This window comes from Oceanobacillus sp. AG (assembly GCF_009746545.1).
Taxonomy (GTDB): domain Bacteria; phylum Bacillota; class Bacilli; order Bacillales; family Amphibacillaceae; genus Oceanobacillus; species Oceanobacillus indicireducens.
In genome coordinates this window covers 76,359-91,682 of record NZ_WOWT01000016.1, presented here as the reverse complement: position 1 = coordinate 91,682, position 15,324 = coordinate 76,359, and the positions used below count along the sequence as shown (strand labels likewise).

The window sequence follows — 15,324 nt, the reverse complement described above, 5'->3', positions numbered from 1 at the left end:
CACTTCGAGTGAGTAAGATCCCTCAGAGACGATGAGGTTGATAGGTTCGAGGTAGAAGCATGGTGACATGTGGAGCTGACGAATACTAATCGATCGAGGACTTAACTAACTTCTATTTTGATGTCGTGATCTACTCTTATTTAGTTTTCAGGGTACAAACATAAACTTGCATTAGGATTATATTTTGTTATAATGTAGTATATGTCTGGTAACGATGGCGGAGAGGTCACACCTGTTCCCATACCGAACACAGCAGTTAAGCTTTCCAGCGCCGATGGTAGTTGAGACTTTGTCTCTGCGAGAGTAGGACGTTGCCAGGCAGATACCAATTTACATCATATTATTCCACAGTAGCTCAGTGGTAGAGCAATCGGCTGTTAACCGATCGGTCGTAGGTTCGAATCCTACCTGTGGAGCCATTTTTATGTCTATATTTAAAACTTGCTTCCATAGCTCAGTAGGTAGAGCGCTTCCATGGTAAGGAAGAGGTCGCAGGTTCAAATCCTGTTGGAAGCTCTTGATGAAACGCTTGTCCTTAAAATAGGGGATAGAGCGTTTTTTGTTTGTAATAAATATAAAGGACTTTATTGTTTTATCTAGAATAAATTTACGTCCCCAATTAATTTAAAGTGAATATAAGAATTATTGTATTATAAAGTTATAATAAATAAATGGAGGCGGAGCCATTGATTATAAAGTCATCTACCTCGTTAAGAAATGATTAAAATTCCATTTCTAAATTGGCACACGAGAAAGGGAAACCTGTTTATATTACAAAGAACGGAGAAGGCGACCTTGTTCTCATGAGCATTGATGCATTTGAAAAAAGAGAAGCAATCATTGATTTTGAAAAAAGAGAAGCAATCATTGATTTAAAAGAAAAACTATTAGTAGCTGAGGAACAGCGACTAAGTGGTGATAAAACGATACCACTTGATTCTGTCTTCAAAGAATCAAGGAGAAAATTGATGAAAAACTATGACGTAGAACTACTTCCCGCAGCTGATGATGCCCTTGATAATATCTTTGATTATATTTAATGGATAATCCTGAAGCTGCGAATGAAGTATTGGATCGAATTATGACCTCTTTAAAGCGTCTTGAAAATTTTCCGTATTCTGGTTCAAAGGTAATGGCAGAAAGTCTCAATCACTTCGAATTTAGAATGGTTGTTTCTGAGCCTTATATAGTTTTTTATCGAGTTATAGAATACACTGAAATACTGCCATTCCATACATGAAATGAATCAAAGGTCAAGTGCAGTTTTACGGTTAAAATTAGGAGAAGGTTCTTAAAATGTATGTAAATGCTCCCCATTTTCAGTGACGAAACAGTGACGACTTTATGGTTATATAAGTCATTTATGTTCAATTGATTTTCTAAAAGTGTTCATTTTACAGGGTTTTAGTCGTATAAGTTGCTTATATTTTTAACGATTTACCATGGTAGGGAGAAGAGGGCGTCGGTTCGATTCCGGCTGGAAGCTCTTGATGAAACGCTTGTCCTTTATCTATATGGGAGGATGGAGCGTTTTTTGTTTATAAATAAATAGGGGTACTAACGTTGACTATAAAGTCATCTGCCTCCTCAAGAAGTGGTAATAATTCGCTCTCTAAATTAGCACAAGAGAAACCTTTCTAAGAATGGAGTAGGTAATCTTGTTCTCGACTCGAGTAGTAATGCATTTCAAAGGGAACCAGACGGATTAATCCGTCTGGTTTATTTGTGCGATGGCTAAAGAAGGAATGCTTAGTAATTCTTTTGATGAGGAATTATTCTTTTCCATATATTTTTTAACTAAATAATAACCGACACAATAACCAGCCATTTTTGGGTAACGATGTTGACCATATAAAATAGCATCATGCTTACGGTATGCCTTTGGAAGATGGATAGAAGGAAGGATAAAATTTTTCCAGATTTTCTCTAACTCTTCGTCTGAATAATATTCCGTCCAATCTGCACAATACTTTTTCCCGAATCGTTCCATGACCGCATGTTCCGCTAGTCCTTCTAGGATAATTGAATCCAATAAGTTGTAGTCCTCTACTTTCCTATCATATTTGGCGAGCCGGCAAACATGATGGTATTCATGCGTCAGCAGCGCTTTAATTTCAGTTTTTGAATTATCCCCGGAAATAAATAAAAATAGCTTATCATGAAAGGATAGACCGGCTTTTCCATTGAATGTTTCTCTTAATTCCGTACTATTCCGATCAGACGGAAAGATAAAGACGGGGATGTTCGGTCCATCCCATAGTTGTCTCAACGCTTGTGTTTCTTCATCTATAAATTTCCAACTATTCTTATCCAATAAAATACGAATTTGTTTCTCCACGTCTTGGAAAGGTGGTTGATACATACCATACATCGTTAAATATTGATAGATTTCTGCTGCAGAAACATCCGAAAAATAATTAACTAATAACTCACACATAGCAATCGGTTTATTCCATAAATCAATTAACCATTTATCAGTTTGAACGACACCCATTTTTGAAGCCTCCATATCATATTATTAATTATTACATTCAGGTGGGATAAATATGTGTATTCGAAAAGCCACGGTGGTTGAATTGGAATATATTTTAGAGCACTCCCCTACTGTCATGCAGGAGGCGACAATGGGGTACAGGAAAGGAAATATAATTACGGCGTCCGAGCTGATGTCACAAACGTTAGCGAACAATGGATATTATCTAGTCTTTGTGGAAGATAGAATAAATAAAGGGTGGCTTGGTGTTTGTGACTTTTATAATTTAGATTCCGAAGAAATACAGGGAATGGTAGTGGAGTTGTATGTTTTTCCAGAATTTCGGCAGCAGGGTATTGCTACGCGTCTACTGGAATATGCGTTAAAAAGCATGAAAGAAAAAGGAATTAAACATGTACAGTTGAATGTTTATTCTGGTAATCAGGCTAAACGTTTATACGAAGAATTAGGATTCCATGAGGTCTCGACTGTGATGGAAAAGAAATTGTGAAGTCTAACCTATAGATTATAAAGGTTAAAATCCAAATTTATTTTTAACACGAATTGCGTGGTACATGATCCTCGCATGATGATTATGCGGAAGTCGCCCGTGCAAATGGGGTTGTAGACATTCTAAGAACTTCTGATCACAATATCTCCGGTCCACGCCACGCTGCAAGCAAAGGTCATGTTGCATGCAGCATGCATCCACTGGATTGGTCGGATATCCCGGACCACTGCAGCTGGGACCACACCAATGATACCCAGGAAATATACATTTTCCGCGTCTATTTTTATCACGCATAATAACCCCTCCTCTTAAATTAAGATATGAAAAAAGGGGACACGGGGTCAGAGCATTTGTCCCTGTCAAGGTGGGACAAATGCTCTGACCCCGTGTCCCAATTTTTAAAACTCCTGTTATAATACAATTTTCAAGTTCATGTGCAAGTGATATAATACTGGTACGATCCTTTTTTATTATCGGGAGGCAGAAGTTATGCTTGAGCTGTTGATTACAATGATTGAGCGGATTGGAATTATTGTAACATTGGCATTTCTATTAACCCGTTTTCGCTTTTTAAGAAATATGCTGAATCAGGAAAAACTTGATCGTAAACAGCAGTGGACTGCTATCTTGTTCTTTGGGTTTTTCGGAATCATTGGAACGTATACTGGCTTAAGTGTGAATCCGGAAAATGTCCAAATCAACCGGTGGATGACGGAGCTGACGATTGATGAAGCAATTGCGAATTCGCGGGTAATCGGTGTCGTGATTGCGAGTCTGCTTGGAGGTCCAGCTGTCGGGATTGGGGCCGGATTAATTGCCGGGATTCACCGGTTTACGTTGGGTGGTTTTACTGCAATAGCATGTGGAAGTGCAACAATCATTGCCGGGATATTGACCTGCCTCCTCTATAGAAGGAAAAAGCTAGTAAAGCTGCGTACAGCTTTCTTCATTGGTGCCCTTGCGGAAGCATTGCAAATGATCATTATCTTAATCGTAGCGAAACCCTTTGACCAGGCACTCGCAGTTGTAAATATAATAGGCATCCCAATGATTGTTGCGAATGGCTTAGGAACAGCTCTCGTATTGTTAATTATTAAGTCTGTCGTTTCCGAAGAAGATAAAGCGGGTGCAGTACAAGCGCAAAAAACACTACGGATTGCTGATAAGACGCTTGCACATATGCGCAGCGGGTTACATACGGTTTCTGCACTTGAGGTTTGTAAGATTATTTATGGGGAAATCCGGGCAAGTGCCGTCTCCATGACGAACAAAACAGATATATTAGCTCATGTTGGACTTGGTGATGATCACCATGAGGCAGAATCACCAATTAAAACAAAAATCACGCACACGACAATTGAACGAGGAGAGCTCATGATTGCTAACTATGACTCAATCCATTGCCAGGTTGAGAACTGTCCGCTCGGCGCGGCAATTATCGCTCCACTTATTCAGCAAAATGAAGTGATTGGGACATTGAAATTTTATTTTAGCTCTGAAAGCGTTATCTCCAGTGTGGATGTCGAGTTAATAACTGGTCTAAGTAAAATGATTAGTCACCAGCTGGAAATTGCAGCAGCAGACAAGGTGTTCCAGTTGGCGAAAGAAGCTGAGGTAAAGGCGCTTCAAGCACAGATTAGTCCTCATTTTCTATTTAATACATTAAGTACGATTACATCACTCATTCGAATCAATCCATTAGGAGCGAGAAAGCTGTTAGTTTCTTTATCCCATTTTTTAAGAAGAAATTTAGCGAATACGACGGAAACGCAAATTACATTAGAAGAGGAAATGCAACATGTCGAAGCATACTTAGCAATTAAAGAATTTCGTTTTTCAAATCGCCTAACGATTCATTATGAGATTGATCAGTCCGCACTTTCTCAGCGGATTCCACCTTTAACATTACAGCCAATTGTTGAAAATGCGATTATCCATGGATTTAAAGATAAAGAGAAGGATTGTTTGTTGGAAATTCATATCGACAAACAAGAAGAATCTGTTGTTATCCAAGTTATAGATAATGGAAAAGGCATGCCTGGAGATATCGTAGAACAATTCACGCAAGCCCCTGTTCATTCAGAGGAGGGGAGCGGTCTCGCGCTTTACAATGTGAATCGACGACTTGTCATGATGTTTGGTGAGGAGACGAAACTTCATATAGATAGTGAGCCAGGAAAAGGGACGAAGATACATTTTTCCATACCAATAGAGGAGGTTATAGAAAAATGGACAGGGTAATACGCACAATTGTCGTTGATGATGAATTATATAACCGCGAAGATCTGAAACATTTACTAGGGAGTTATCCGCAAGTGGAAGTTGTTGGGGAAGCAGAATCTGGTGAGGAAGCGGTGATGAAAGTCATCCAATTGAAGCCGGATGTTGTGTTTCTCGATATTGAGATGCCAAAGATGAGCGGGATGGAAGTGGCTAAAAATATGCGCGAATTGAAAAATCCTCCGCTCATTGTTTTTGCTACGGCTTATCCTCAATTTGCAGTAGAAGCTTTTCGTTACGATGCGGTGGACTATTTATTGAAGCCGTATGATGAGGAACTGTTAAGGGAGACGATTGACAGGATTATAGGGAAAATTGGCCCTGGACGGGAATTACCCGCGAACCGGTTAAATGGAAAGCTGGCTGTGCAATCGGACGGGGAAATATCGTACATTGAACCGGAAGATATATTATATATTGCTAAAAGCGAAAAGTATTCTAATGTCGTCACGAAACATGGTGAGTTTGATTCGAATCTGCCACTGAAGGACTTGGGGAATAAGTTAGCTGAATTTGGTTTCTTCCGTATTCATAAAAGTACCCTTGTTAATTTACATTATGTACAGCGGCTCACTCCATGGTTTAATGGAGCTTATCATTTGGAGCTGAGGGAAACAGAAGAAAGGCTCTCTGTCAGCAGGAATTATGTGAAAGATTTACGGAAGGAACTGGAAATCTAGCTGCAATCGATTTGCATCTTATATGTACAAATCTGCATCTTAATTCGTTTATTTTACTTCTTACTTAAAAAAGCATCTCCTTTTACTGAATTTGTCCTATAATTAGAAAATAAACAAAAACAAGAGGGGGGACTTTCCTTGTACACGTTTCTAGGAGGAATAGCATTACTTATAATCGGGTATTTCACGTATGGAAAGTTTATCGAGAAAATGTTTGGCGTCAAAAATGAGCGACCAACACCAGCTTATGTAAATAGTGATGGTGTGGACTACATACCGATGAGCACACTGAAAAACTCTTTAATTCAACTATTGAACATCGCTGGTACGGGGCCTGTTTTCGGTCCTATTATGGGGGCTTTATACGGACCGGCAGCATTTATATGGATTGTGGTAGGGTGTATTTTTGCAGGAGCAGTGCATGACTATTTAACAGGTATGATTTCAATCCGAAACCGTGGCGCTCATTTACCGGAACTTGCAAGTAAATTCCTAGGTAAAGTGATGAAACATATTGTGAACGGTTTCGCAGTCTTACTCCTGCTCCTTGTCGGAACTGTATTTGTTACGACTCCAGCAGAGTTAATGAGTTTGCTGACAGATGGAAAAGTAGCTGCATGGATCTTTGTCCTTTTCATCTTTGCGTATTATATTATAGCTACAGTTCTTCCGGTCGATAAAATTATTGGAAGACTATACCCTTATTTTGGTGCCCTGCTCCTAATAAGCGCATTAGGGGTCGGAATTGGTTTGGTCGTAACGGGTGCTCCAATTCCAGAACTTACATTAGAAAACTTCCACCCTGAAGGAGCAGCAATTTTTCCATTATTATTCTTTACTATTTCATGTGGGGCTTTATCAGGCTTTCATGCAACACAAACACCAATCATTTCTAGAACAACGAAGAATGAAAGAGAAGGGCGTAAAATATTCTATGGCATGATGATTGCGGAAGGTATTATAGCGATGATTTGGGCGGCAGCAGCGATGAGCATGTTTGATGGCTACAATGGTTTGAACGAAATTCTTGCTGCAGGCGGCCCGGGGGCAATTGTGAGTGAGGCATCCTTTACATTACTTGGAGCAATTGGTGGAACGATTGGGGTCCTAGGAGTTGTTGTTTTGCCGATCACTTCAGGAGACACTGCATTCCGCAGTGCGAGAATGATCATTGCGGATTATCTAAAAATTGCACAGAGAAAGCTCTCGAAACGTTTTTGGATTGCAGGTCCGTTATTTATTGTTTCAGCTATATTAACGCAAATTGACTTTAATATTCTATGGCGCTACTTTAATTGGGCGAATCAGTCTACAGCGGTTATAGCGTTGTTTGTAGCGGCAATGTATCTATATATCGCAAGGAAAAACTTCTGGGTGGCACTTGTTCCGGGAACATTTATGCTAGTGATGATTATTACGTATATTCTGTCCCAACCAATAGGTTTTAACTTACCAATGAATCTCTCCTGGATTGGCGGATTTATTGGGGCGGCACTCATCGTTGTACTCTTCTTTAGAGCGGCGAGAAAAGCAAGAGCAAATAATATCCCACTAGAAGTGGATGTTTCCGATTGGAAGGTAGCATAATTATCTAAGTCTTACATAAAAACTCCTTTTAAGTTGAGTATAACTCTGCTTAAAAGGGTTTTTTTATGGACAAATATGAATAATGTTATAAATTTTTTCTATTTGTGATAAGATAGAACTAGGTAAAAATCAATGGTATAGAAGGATGGCAATTTTATTATAGGAATTAATGTTTAGTTTCGTTATGTTTACTAAAAAGCTTGTAGGAGAATACAGCAAGCAAAAAACTGGGAGTTGGCAAAAGATGAATGTTATATCATTTGTGATGGGAACAGGAGTTCATAAGGAAACTATTTTGGAAATGGTGAAAGAACGTCTGCAAAATGATGAAATATATGTATATAAATCTGCATTTATCGATGATTTATTTGAGGCGTCGAAAGAAAGTGATCTTGTCATCCTTGATATGGAAGCATGTATTTCGATACGTGAAGTCACAAGACATTACCGGTTTAGCAATACGAAAATTGCGGTTATTTTATCTGATGAACAGGTGAATGCGATTAACGATTATATTCATTATGATCTAGCCGGTCTCTTCAGTGTTGATATGAGTGTGCAAGAATTTGTGCAGGGAATTGAATATATCCGTAAAGGTAAGACCTATATTCATCCTATTGTTGCGGTAGCCCTGTTTGAGAAGTATAGACAGATTACTCAAGGGGATATCCACCGACCCATCGGTTTATTAACTCGCAGAGAATGGGAAATATTAGGGGAGCTCGTACAGGGTTTTCAAAATGGAGAGATTGCGGCAAACTTAGATATTTCGGATAAGACGGTAAAAAATCATATCACATCTATATTAAGTAAGCTCGGCGTAAAAGATCGAACGAATGCAGTCCTATTAGCATTAAAAGAACGTTGGTTTTATTTGTGAAAAGTTCCCAATTGCCATAGAAAGGCGCATTGGGAATTTTTTCACTTTTGTTGCAATGGACGGTAACTGAGGAATTGCAGGAAGAACACGATAAAGCAAACAAATCCTAAGTTCAAACGATACCAAATTCCGCTGCCGAACCAGTCAAGTGGGGAAGGCGTAGTTGGCGGATGGGATAGATAAAGGTAATTGGCATTCAATAAAGTATTGATGACTAGGCCGACAAGCAATGCGTACATGACTAAGAATAGATATGTTTCAATCATACTTTTAAGTGTGATTGCTCCAGACTTAGCGGCAATAATTGCTACAAAAATTGCTGTTAATGAGATCGCAATATGATGAATGAAAAACTTTACATACCGGAAGTTAGGAAAGTCATAGGGAAGTTCTGGAGTAAGGAGCGCTAAAAATGCTGGGATAAGCCCAATGTAGAATGTAATAACCATGAGCTTCTTATTTAACGTGAATAAAGCAGCTGCACCAACTAAACCAGCAATCCCGCAGAGATGAAAAGGAAGATTATGCACCCAGATTCCATGAATGGCTGTCCAAATTTGATATGTAATCTCGCAACCGAGCAAGAGTGTGAACAATGTCCAGCGAATTGTTTCGAACAGCCGCTTTTTCGAGCGGATATGATGATGAAAAAATAATAGCAAGAATGCACCGCTTGCATATAGAAACAGCATAAATAAATGACTCGGTCCAAAAGGGATGAATTTCTCTCCTCCAACCGTTAAAAACCATTCCGCCATTGCACCTTCTCCTTTTCACGGATAATAATAGAAGAAAGACGCTTTTGCATAGATTGCATAAAAGCGTCTCGGTTGTTATTTTTATCACGCATTAACGGTCTGTATTACCTCACCTCTAAACATGAAGGAAGCCCAAGATGTGAAGGTGGGGGTATACAGTCCGTAAATCCCTGATTCTGTTCAACTAACATTCAGTGGGGATGTAAAGAACCACCCACAGAATGAAGTTTTACTTTATTAACCTCCAATAATATGGAAGCCGGAATCTACGTGTAATACTTCTCCAGTTACACCTCTAGCAAGATCACTTAGGAAGAATAAGGTAGCATCTCCTACCTGATCTTGATCGACGTTACGTCGAAGTGGTGCTTTTTCAACAATGACATTCGCCTTCTCGTTAAACCCGGATACACCCTTGGCTGATAGGGTACGAATTGGACCTGCAGAAATAGCATTCACCCGAATATCATATTTACCCATATCTTCTGCTAAGTAACGTACGCTTGCTTCAAGGGATGCTTTAGCGACTCCCATAATATTATAATTCGGGATGACTCGCTCGGCGCCGAGATACGTTTGGGTAATGATACTTCCTCCTTCTGTCATTAATTCTTTCGCCGCTTTTGTAACAGCTACTAAGGAATATGCACTAATCTCGTGGGCGAGCAAATACCCGTCACGGGATGTATCCGCGTATTCGCCTTTCAATTCCTCCCGCTTAGCAAATGCAACCGAGTGAACAAGTCCATGAATGACTCCGACGTTATCTTTGATTTCTTGAAAAGCTTCTTGAATACTTTCATCACTCGAGACATCAAGTGAAACCATTAGTTTGGAAGGAATGTCATGTTCCTCTAATAGCTTCTCTAACTTTTTCTTGGAACGCTCCTGTCTGTTTGTGAAAATTAAGTTTGCTCCTTCGCGGTGAAGGGACTTAGTAATTCCCCAAGCAATACTTCTCTCATTTGCAACTCCCATTACAACAATATTTTTATCCTTTAATAAGCCTGCCATGGTATACCTCCAAAAATCTGTTTTTTCTATTATACCTTATGTTTTGTGTTAGAGAAACTGAAATTGTAGTTTATATCTTAATAGCTGGTCCTAATTAAGAGTATCTTTGCAGCTTGAGTATAGATCATGCTGGTTGTGGTCACTGGAAAGGTTCATTGGTTATCATACACATGAATAATAAAAGAGATAAAGGAGATAGAGAAGCATGCTAAAAGTCTGGATAAATAACTGCCGGAAAGGGTTTAGACTATTTGAAAGAGAAAAACTTTATTTTCCCCCTTTACAAAAGGAGGAATACTAGCTATAATAAAATTCGTCAGTTTGAAAATCTGATCTTTGCCAAATCTTATTGGCCCGTTGGTCAAGCGGTTAAGACACCGCCCTTTCACGGCGGTAACACGGGTTCGAATCCCGTACGGGTCACCATTTACATCTTAAAAACAGCTTACATTCGTAAAGCTTTTTTCTTTTTTACCGGCCTAGCTCATTCGTAGAGCACGCCGCGAATAACATCCTTGAATGATCTTCCTCGAGGCGGCCTGCGAGGAGTGTACACATCACCGAATAATCATTCAACACGACGAGCTTTCAAACATCTAGCTCATACAATAAAACCAGTACACCATAATATTATGCCGGCCTAGCTCAATTGGTAGAGCACGCCGCTCACTGCTTCTCTGCTATTGCTTCCCCGAAGCGGCCTGCGAGGAGTGTACGCATCACCGAATAATCTTGCAACACGACGAGCTTTCAAACATCTAGCTCACACAATAAAACCAGTACTAAATTATAATTAAGCCGGTCTAGCTCAATTGGTAGAGCAACTGACTTGTAATCAGTAGGTTGGGGGTTCAAGTCCTCTGGCCGGCACCATTTATTTAAATCATATGGTATAAGACAAAAAATATGAAGAATAATATGGAGGGGTAGCGAAGTGGCTAAACGCGGCGGACTGTAAATCCGCTCCCTCAGGGTTCGGCAGTTCGAATCTGCCCCCCTCCACCATTAATTGTTGGGCTATAGCCAAGCGGTAAGGCAACGGGTTTTGGTCCCGTCATTCCTAGGTTCGAATCCTAGTAGCCCAGCCATTTTTATTTTTAATATCGCTAGTCAAGCATCTAGCTTACATAATAAAACCAGCACCAAACTTACAACACGAGCCATTAGCTCAGTCGGTAGAGCACGCCGCGAATAACATCCATGAATGTACTTCTCTGAGGCGGCCTGCGAGGAGTGTACGCATCGCCGAATAGTCTTGCAACACGACGAGCTTTCAAACATCAAGCTCATATAATAAAACCAGCACTAAACTTACAACATGAGCCATTAGCTCAGTCGGTAGAGCACGCCGCGAATAACATCCATGAATGTACTTCTCTGAGGCGGCCTGCGAGGAGTGTACGCATCGCCGAATAATCTTGCGACACGACGAGCTTTCAAACTCTAAGCTCATATAATAAAACCAGCACTAAACTTACAACATGAGCCATTAGCTCAGTCGGTAGAGCATCTGACTTTTAATCAGAGGGTCACAGGTTCGAATCCTGTATGGCTCATCAATCTCACGTATGTAATTAAATGAATCAACCTCTGCAAATAAAACAAGGCTCACGTTTTGGGAGCCTTGTTTTATTTGCAATATAAGTCTTTTTTCAACATAATAGATAGAGAAATTAGCAAGGTGAAGGTTTTTTGTAAAAATAAGTAGCTGTTCCTACAAAAAAGACATGCTATCATGTTATAATCGTTAGGAAGAATTAATGTTTTTAACTAATAAAAACCATTCATTATTATAATATTAAAGGATGATCAGGTATGAAATCGTCCAGAATTTCTGGTTTCTATAAAAAAACAATAGAAGAAAGAAAAGCATTGATCACGGAAATGCATCCATTTACAGAAGAAGACCTTGCTGTATTTGAATCAGTTGCTCCATTAGCCGAAGATACGGCAGATAATATGATTGAAAATGTTGTGGGGACTTTTCAGTTGCCTCTAGGCCTAGGGTTGAACTTTTTAATAAATGGAAAAGAATATACCATACCGATGGCAATTGAAGAAGCCTCTGTTGTAGCATCTGCCAGTCACATTGCGAAAATTGTTCGTGATGCGGGCGGGTTTGTTACGGAATCTACAGAACGCGTAATGATTGGACAGATTCAGGTAGTTGGTTGCTCTGATTATACAGAAGCAAAAGAAGCTGTTCTAGAAAATAAACAAATATTGATTGATGCTGCCAATGATGCTTTTCCGAGCATTGTAACCCGCGGCGGTGGTGCGGAAGATTTGGACGTCCGTATTTTAAATGAAGCAGCGGATTCCAAGTTTGGGAAAATGCTGATTGTCCACCTCTATGTCAACACGGTTGATGCAATGGGCGCAAATTTAGTTAATACAATGGCAGAATCAATTGCACCATTAGTAGAGGAAATTACGCAAGGTAAAGTTTACTTACGGATTTTATCTAACTTAGCGGATCGGAGTTTGGCAAGGGCTCGTTGTATCATTCCTCCTCACTTACTGGGAACGGGAGATTTCTCCGGAGAGGCAGTACGGGATGGTGTCATTCATGCGTATGAATTTGCTGCATCCGATCCATACCGGGCGGTTACACATAATAAAGGGATTATGAACGGAATTGATCCTATTGTAATTGCTACTGGAAATGATTGGCGAGCAGTAGAAGCCGGCGCTCACGCGTATGCAGTTAAGGATGGACAATATACTTCCATGACAACCTGGTATAAGGATGAACAAGGAAACCTAGTTGGTGAGCTCGAGCTCCCAATGTCAATTGGAATTGTCGGCGGGGCAACCCGTGTACATCCAATGGCGAAACTTGCTCTTAAATTATTGGAAGTTAATAGTGCTAAAGAATTGGCTGAGGTAATTGTAGCGGTTGGTCTCGCCCAGAATCTGGGTGCGCTAAAGGCACTTGCGACAGAGGGTATTCAGAAAGGGCATATGACCTTACATTCTCGCTCTGTTGCGATGGCAGCAGGTGCTGCAGGGGAGATGGTTGATATTATAGCACAAGAATTAATTAAAAATAACGATATCCGTGTTGGAAAAGCGAAAGAATTGGTGGAAAAATATAAACGATGAGTGCAGAAAAAGTTTCAACTTCAGCAAAAACAGCTATTGGTATAGCTCATAGTAAATTCATCTTAATCGGCGAACATGCAGTTGTACACGGACAACCTGCAATCGCTATTCCATTTCCACTGATTGGTGTCGAAACGATGATTGAGTATGTGCCTGGCCCGGCAATACTCGACAGCAGTTTCTACTACGGACCAATCCATATGACACCAAAATCATTACGGGGTATTGCCGACTGTATCACGGATACGTTGGAATACCTAGAAATTCCATGTGAGAATCTTGTTATCCGTATCAATTCATCCGTCCCACCTGGAAAAGGTTTGGGATCTAGTGCCTCGGTGGCCGTTTCTGTTATTCGTTCGCTGTTCAATTATGCAGAGCGCGAATGTACGCATGAAGAATTATTGAAGCTTGCGGATATCGCAGAGACTTATGCACATGGTTCGCCAAGTGGCATAGATACATTAACGATTACGGCAAATACACCAATTTGGTTTGAGAAAAATCATCCGATTGAAAGGATTGCCGTGAAAGAAGATTTGTATTTCCTTGTTGCTGATTCGGGACAAGATGCGGATACGAAATCATCGGTTCAATCGGTAACGGATTTGCTAAAGAAAGCCCCGCGTACAATTCAGCGTAAATTGGACCGTATTGGCCAGTTGACCCATGAAGCGAAGGATGCACTTGAGAAAGCGAGTAAGCACTTCCTCGGGTCTATGTTGAATGAAGCGCAGAAAGAACTTGAATATTTAGGTGTAAGTGATGCAGTATTGAACCGTTTAATTCGTTTTGCCAGACAAGAAGGAGCGCTCGGGGCCAAGCTTACGGGTGGCGGAAATGGCGGCTGTATTATTGCCTTAGCTCAAAATGAAGTACATTGTAAGCAATTAGCTGATAAATTAAAACAGTTCGGCGCGCATTCCGTTTGGCCATTTGTACTGAAGAAAAATGGTTAACCTTTTAGAAAGTAACCAGATATCAAGCCTTACGTGCTGCTATTTGGTTACTTTCATTTGTATATGAAATTATTTAGGTAAAGGGGATTATTATGAAAGCTACAGCTAAAGCACATACAAATATTGCCTTAATTAAGTATTGGGGAAAGCGGAATGAAGAACTGATTTTACCCACAAACAACAGTCTTTCCCTAACATTGGACGGGTTTTACACAACGACTACTGTAGACTTTCAAGAAGATCTCAAAGCAGATAGTTTCGAGTTGAATGGGATACCTGAACAAGGTGAAGCATATAAACGGGTAACCGCTTTTCTTGAATTAGTCCGGAAAATGGCGGGCAAGGAAGTTTACGCACATGTTGCATCGGACAATCAGGTACCTACTGCAGCTGGATTTGCGTCATCTGCGTCAGGCTTTGCGGCGCTTGCTGCAGCCGCCTCTAAGGCAATCGGGCTAGATCTAGATGATAAAGAATTATCACGCTTAACAAGGCGTGGTTCAGGTTCTTCCAGCCGTTCAATCTACGGTGGTTTTGCGGAGTGGCAAATGGGGGAGAAGGAAGATGGTTCTGATTCTTATGCTGTTCCTATTGCAGATGAGAATCATTGGGATATCCGGATGGCCGGTGTCGTACTAACTTCGGAAATGAAAAAGATTTCAAGCCGAGCAGGAATGCGCCGGACGGTTGAAACTTCGCCATTCTATGAAGGCTGGTTGAAGAGCATACCGGAAGACCTAACAGGAATAAAAGAGGCAATTCAGGAAAAAAATTTCATCCAAGTAGGAGCAATTGCGGAAGCGAACTGCTTGAAGATGCATGCTACTTCATTAGGTGCGAAACCACCATTTACATATTGGCTGGATTCCACAATTCGTGTGATGCGACAAGTACAGAAAATGCGGGAACAAGGAATACCAGCATATTTTACAATCGATGCCGGTCCAAATGTGAAGGTGCTTTATTTACCAGAACATGAGGCAGAGGTTGAACGGATGCTTCGGGAAGTCCCTGGTGTAACTGATGTCATTCTCAGTAAACCAGGTCCAGGAGTAAGCTATCTTTAGGAGTGGAATA

At 40.4% G+C, this 15,324-nt stretch carries 13 protein-coding genes, 7 tRNA genes and 2 rRNA genes; 19 read left to right on the top strand and 3 right to left on the bottom strand.

Going from position 1 to position 15,324, the window contains the following annotated elements:
- From GN217_RS10260 to GN217_RS19395, 6 genes are all read left to right on the top strand, one after another.
- A 23S ribosomal RNA gene (locus GN217_RS10260) occupies positions 1 to 109 on the top strand; the annotation flags it as partial.
- 95 nt (positions 110 to 204) lie between these two features.
- Positions 205 to 320 (top strand): 5S ribosomal RNA (gene rrf, locus GN217_RS10255).
- Between the two features lie 24 nt (positions 321 to 344).
- A tRNA-Asn gene (locus GN217_RS10250) sits at positions 345 to 419 on the top strand.
- A gap of 24 nt (positions 420 to 443) precedes the next feature.
- Positions 444 to 516, top strand: a tRNA-Thr gene (locus tag GN217_RS10245).
- 224 nt (positions 517 to 740) lie between these two features.
- A complete protein-coding gene (locus tag GN217_RS10240) occupies positions 741 to 1,040 on the top strand; it encodes a type II toxin-antitoxin system prevent-host-death family antitoxin (protein ID WP_198042631.1) in 300 nt (99 codons plus the stop codon).
- Positions 1,040 to 1,240 (top strand): type II toxin-antitoxin system RelE/ParE family toxin, encoded by a 201-nt coding sequence (locus GN217_RS19395; RefSeq protein ID WP_156856582.1) that lies wholly within the window; start codon positions 1,040 to 1,042, stop codon positions 1,238 to 1,240. The genes GN217_RS10240 and GN217_RS19395 overlap by 1 nt, the downstream gene beginning before the upstream one ends.
- A gap of 465 nt (positions 1,241 to 1,705) precedes the next feature.
- On the opposite strand, the gene GN217_RS10230 is transcribed toward GN217_RS19395, so the two are convergent.
- Positions 1,706 to 2,494 carry a DUF2268 domain-containing putative Zn-dependent protease gene (locus GN217_RS10230; RefSeq protein WP_156856581.1) on the bottom strand — a complete coding sequence of 263 codons (789 nt, stop codon included), beginning with the start codon at positions 2,492 to 2,494 and terminating at the stop codon, positions 1,706 to 1,708.
- A 52-nt stretch (positions 2,495 to 2,546) separates the two neighbouring features.
- Between GN217_RS10230 and GN217_RS10225 the strand changes: the two genes are divergently transcribed.
- From GN217_RS10225 to GN217_RS19310, 5 genes are all read left to right on the top strand, one after another.
- Positions 2,547 to 2,984, top strand: coding sequence for a GNAT family N-acetyltransferase (locus GN217_RS10225; RefSeq protein ID WP_156856580.1), 438 nt, complete (start codon positions 2,547 to 2,549; stop codon positions 2,982 to 2,984).
- A 489-nt stretch (positions 2,985 to 3,473) separates the two neighbouring features.
- Entirely contained in the window at positions 3,474 to 5,225 is a 1,752-nt protein-coding gene (locus tag GN217_RS10220) for a sensor histidine kinase (RefSeq protein ID WP_156856579.1), read from the top strand.
- Entirely contained in the window at positions 5,213 to 5,944 is a 732-nt protein-coding gene (locus GN217_RS10215; protein ID WP_156856578.1) for a LytR/AlgR family response regulator transcription factor, read from the top strand. The genes GN217_RS10220 and GN217_RS10215 overlap by 13 nt, the downstream gene beginning before the upstream one ends.
- A gap of 138 nt (positions 5,945 to 6,082) precedes the next feature.
- Positions 6,083 to 7,531, top strand: a complete 1,449-nt coding sequence (locus GN217_RS10210; RefSeq protein ID WP_156856577.1) for a carbon starvation CstA family protein — start codon at positions 6,083 to 6,085, stop codon at positions 7,529 to 7,531.
- 169 nt (positions 7,532 to 7,700) lie between these two features.
- A complete protein-coding gene (locus tag GN217_RS19310) occupies positions 7,701 to 8,411 on the top strand; it encodes a helix-turn-helix transcriptional regulator (RefSeq protein ID WP_305080912.1) in 711 nt (236 codons plus the stop codon).
- A 41-nt stretch (positions 8,412 to 8,452) separates the two neighbouring features.
- On the opposite strand, the gene GN217_RS10200 is transcribed toward GN217_RS19310, so the two are convergent.
- The gene (locus tag GN217_RS10200) at positions 8,453 to 9,169 is read right to left on the bottom strand and encodes a YwaF family protein (protein WP_156856576.1); all 717 of its coding nucleotides are present in this window, start codon (positions 9,167 to 9,169) and stop codon (positions 8,453 to 8,455) included.
- A 237-nt stretch (positions 9,170 to 9,406) separates the two neighbouring features.
- Positions 9,407 to 10,183 carry an enoyl-ACP reductase FabI gene (gene fabI / locus GN217_RS10195; RefSeq protein WP_156856575.1) on the bottom strand — a complete coding sequence of 259 codons (777 nt, stop codon included), beginning with the start codon at positions 10,181 to 10,183 and terminating at the stop codon, positions 9,407 to 9,409.
- 351 nt (positions 10,184 to 10,534) lie between these two features.
- Here fabI and GN217_RS10190 point away from each other — a divergent pair.
- From GN217_RS10190 to mvaD, 8 genes are all read left to right on the top strand, one after another.
- Positions 10,535 to 10,609 (top strand) — tRNA-Glu (locus GN217_RS10190).
- A gap of 371 nt (positions 10,610 to 10,980) precedes the next feature.
- A tRNA-Thr gene (locus GN217_RS10185) sits at positions 10,981 to 11,056 on the top strand.
- 47 nt (positions 11,057 to 11,103) lie between these two features.
- Positions 11,104 to 11,188: transfer RNA gene (locus GN217_RS10180), tRNA-Tyr, on the top strand.
- 8 nt (positions 11,189 to 11,196) lie between these two features.
- Positions 11,197 to 11,271, top strand: a tRNA-Gln gene (locus GN217_RS10175).
- A gap of 395 nt (positions 11,272 to 11,666) precedes the next feature.
- Positions 11,667 to 11,739, top strand: a tRNA-Lys gene (locus GN217_RS10170).
- 259 nt (positions 11,740 to 11,998) lie between these two features.
- On the top strand, positions 11,999 to 13,288 hold the full coding sequence (locus GN217_RS10165; protein ID WP_156856574.1) for a hydroxymethylglutaryl-CoA reductase, degradative: 1,290 nt from the start codon (positions 11,999 to 12,001) through the stop codon (positions 13,286 to 13,288).
- The gene (gene mvk, locus GN217_RS10160) at positions 13,285 to 14,247 is read left to right on the top strand and encodes a mevalonate kinase (RefSeq protein WP_156856573.1); all 963 of its coding nucleotides are present in this window, start codon (positions 13,285 to 13,287) and stop codon (positions 14,245 to 14,247) included. Before GN217_RS10165 ends, mvk begins: the two co-directional genes overlap by 4 nt.
- Before the next feature lie 92 nt (positions 14,248 to 14,339).
- A complete protein-coding gene (mvaD, locus tag GN217_RS10155) occupies positions 14,340 to 15,314 on the top strand; it encodes a diphosphomevalonate decarboxylase (RefSeq protein ID WP_156856572.1) in 975 nt (324 codons plus the stop codon).
- The last annotated feature ends 10 nt before the right edge of the window (positions 15,315 to 15,324 follow it).

Excerpts from the sequence above, each read along its gene's own strand:
- GN217_RS19395 (WP_156856582.1), top strand. The coding sequence starts at position 1,040 with ATGGATAATCCTGAAGCTGCGAATGAAGTATTGGATCGAATTATGACC.
- GN217_RS10230 (WP_156856581.1), bottom strand. The coding sequence starts at position 2,494 with ATGGGTGTCGTTCAAACTGATAAATGGTTAATTGATTTATGGAATAAA.
- GN217_RS10225 (WP_156856580.1), top strand. The coding sequence starts at position 2,547 with ATGTGTATTCGAAAAGCCACGGTGGTTGAATTGGAATATATTTTAGAG.
- GN217_RS10220 (WP_156856579.1), top strand. The coding sequence starts at position 3,474 with ATGCTTGAGCTGTTGATTACAATGATTGAGCGGATTGGAATTATTGTA.
- GN217_RS10215 (WP_156856578.1), top strand. The coding sequence starts at position 5,213 with ATGGACAGGGTAATACGCACAATTGTCGTTGATGATGAATTATATAAC.
- GN217_RS19310 (WP_305080912.1), top strand. The coding sequence starts at position 7,701 with ATGTTTAGTTTCGTTATGTTTACTAAAAAGCTTGTAGGAGAATACAGC.
- GN217_RS10200 (WP_156856576.1), bottom strand. The coding sequence starts at position 9,169 with ATGGCGGAATGGTTTTTAACGGTTGGAGGAGAGAAATTCATCCCTTTT.
- fabI (WP_156856575.1), bottom strand. The coding sequence starts at position 10,183 with ATGGCAGGCTTATTAAAGGATAAAAATATTGTTGTAATGGGAGTTGCA.
- GN217_RS10165 (WP_156856574.1), top strand. The coding sequence starts at position 11,999 with ATGAAATCGTCCAGAATTTCTGGTTTCTATAAAAAAACAATAGAAGAA.
- mvk (WP_156856573.1), top strand. The coding sequence starts at position 13,285 with ATGAGTGCAGAAAAAGTTTCAACTTCAGCAAAAACAGCTATTGGTATA.
- mvaD (WP_156856572.1), top strand. The coding sequence starts at position 14,340 with ATGAAAGCTACAGCTAAAGCACATACAAATATTGCCTTAATTAAGTAT.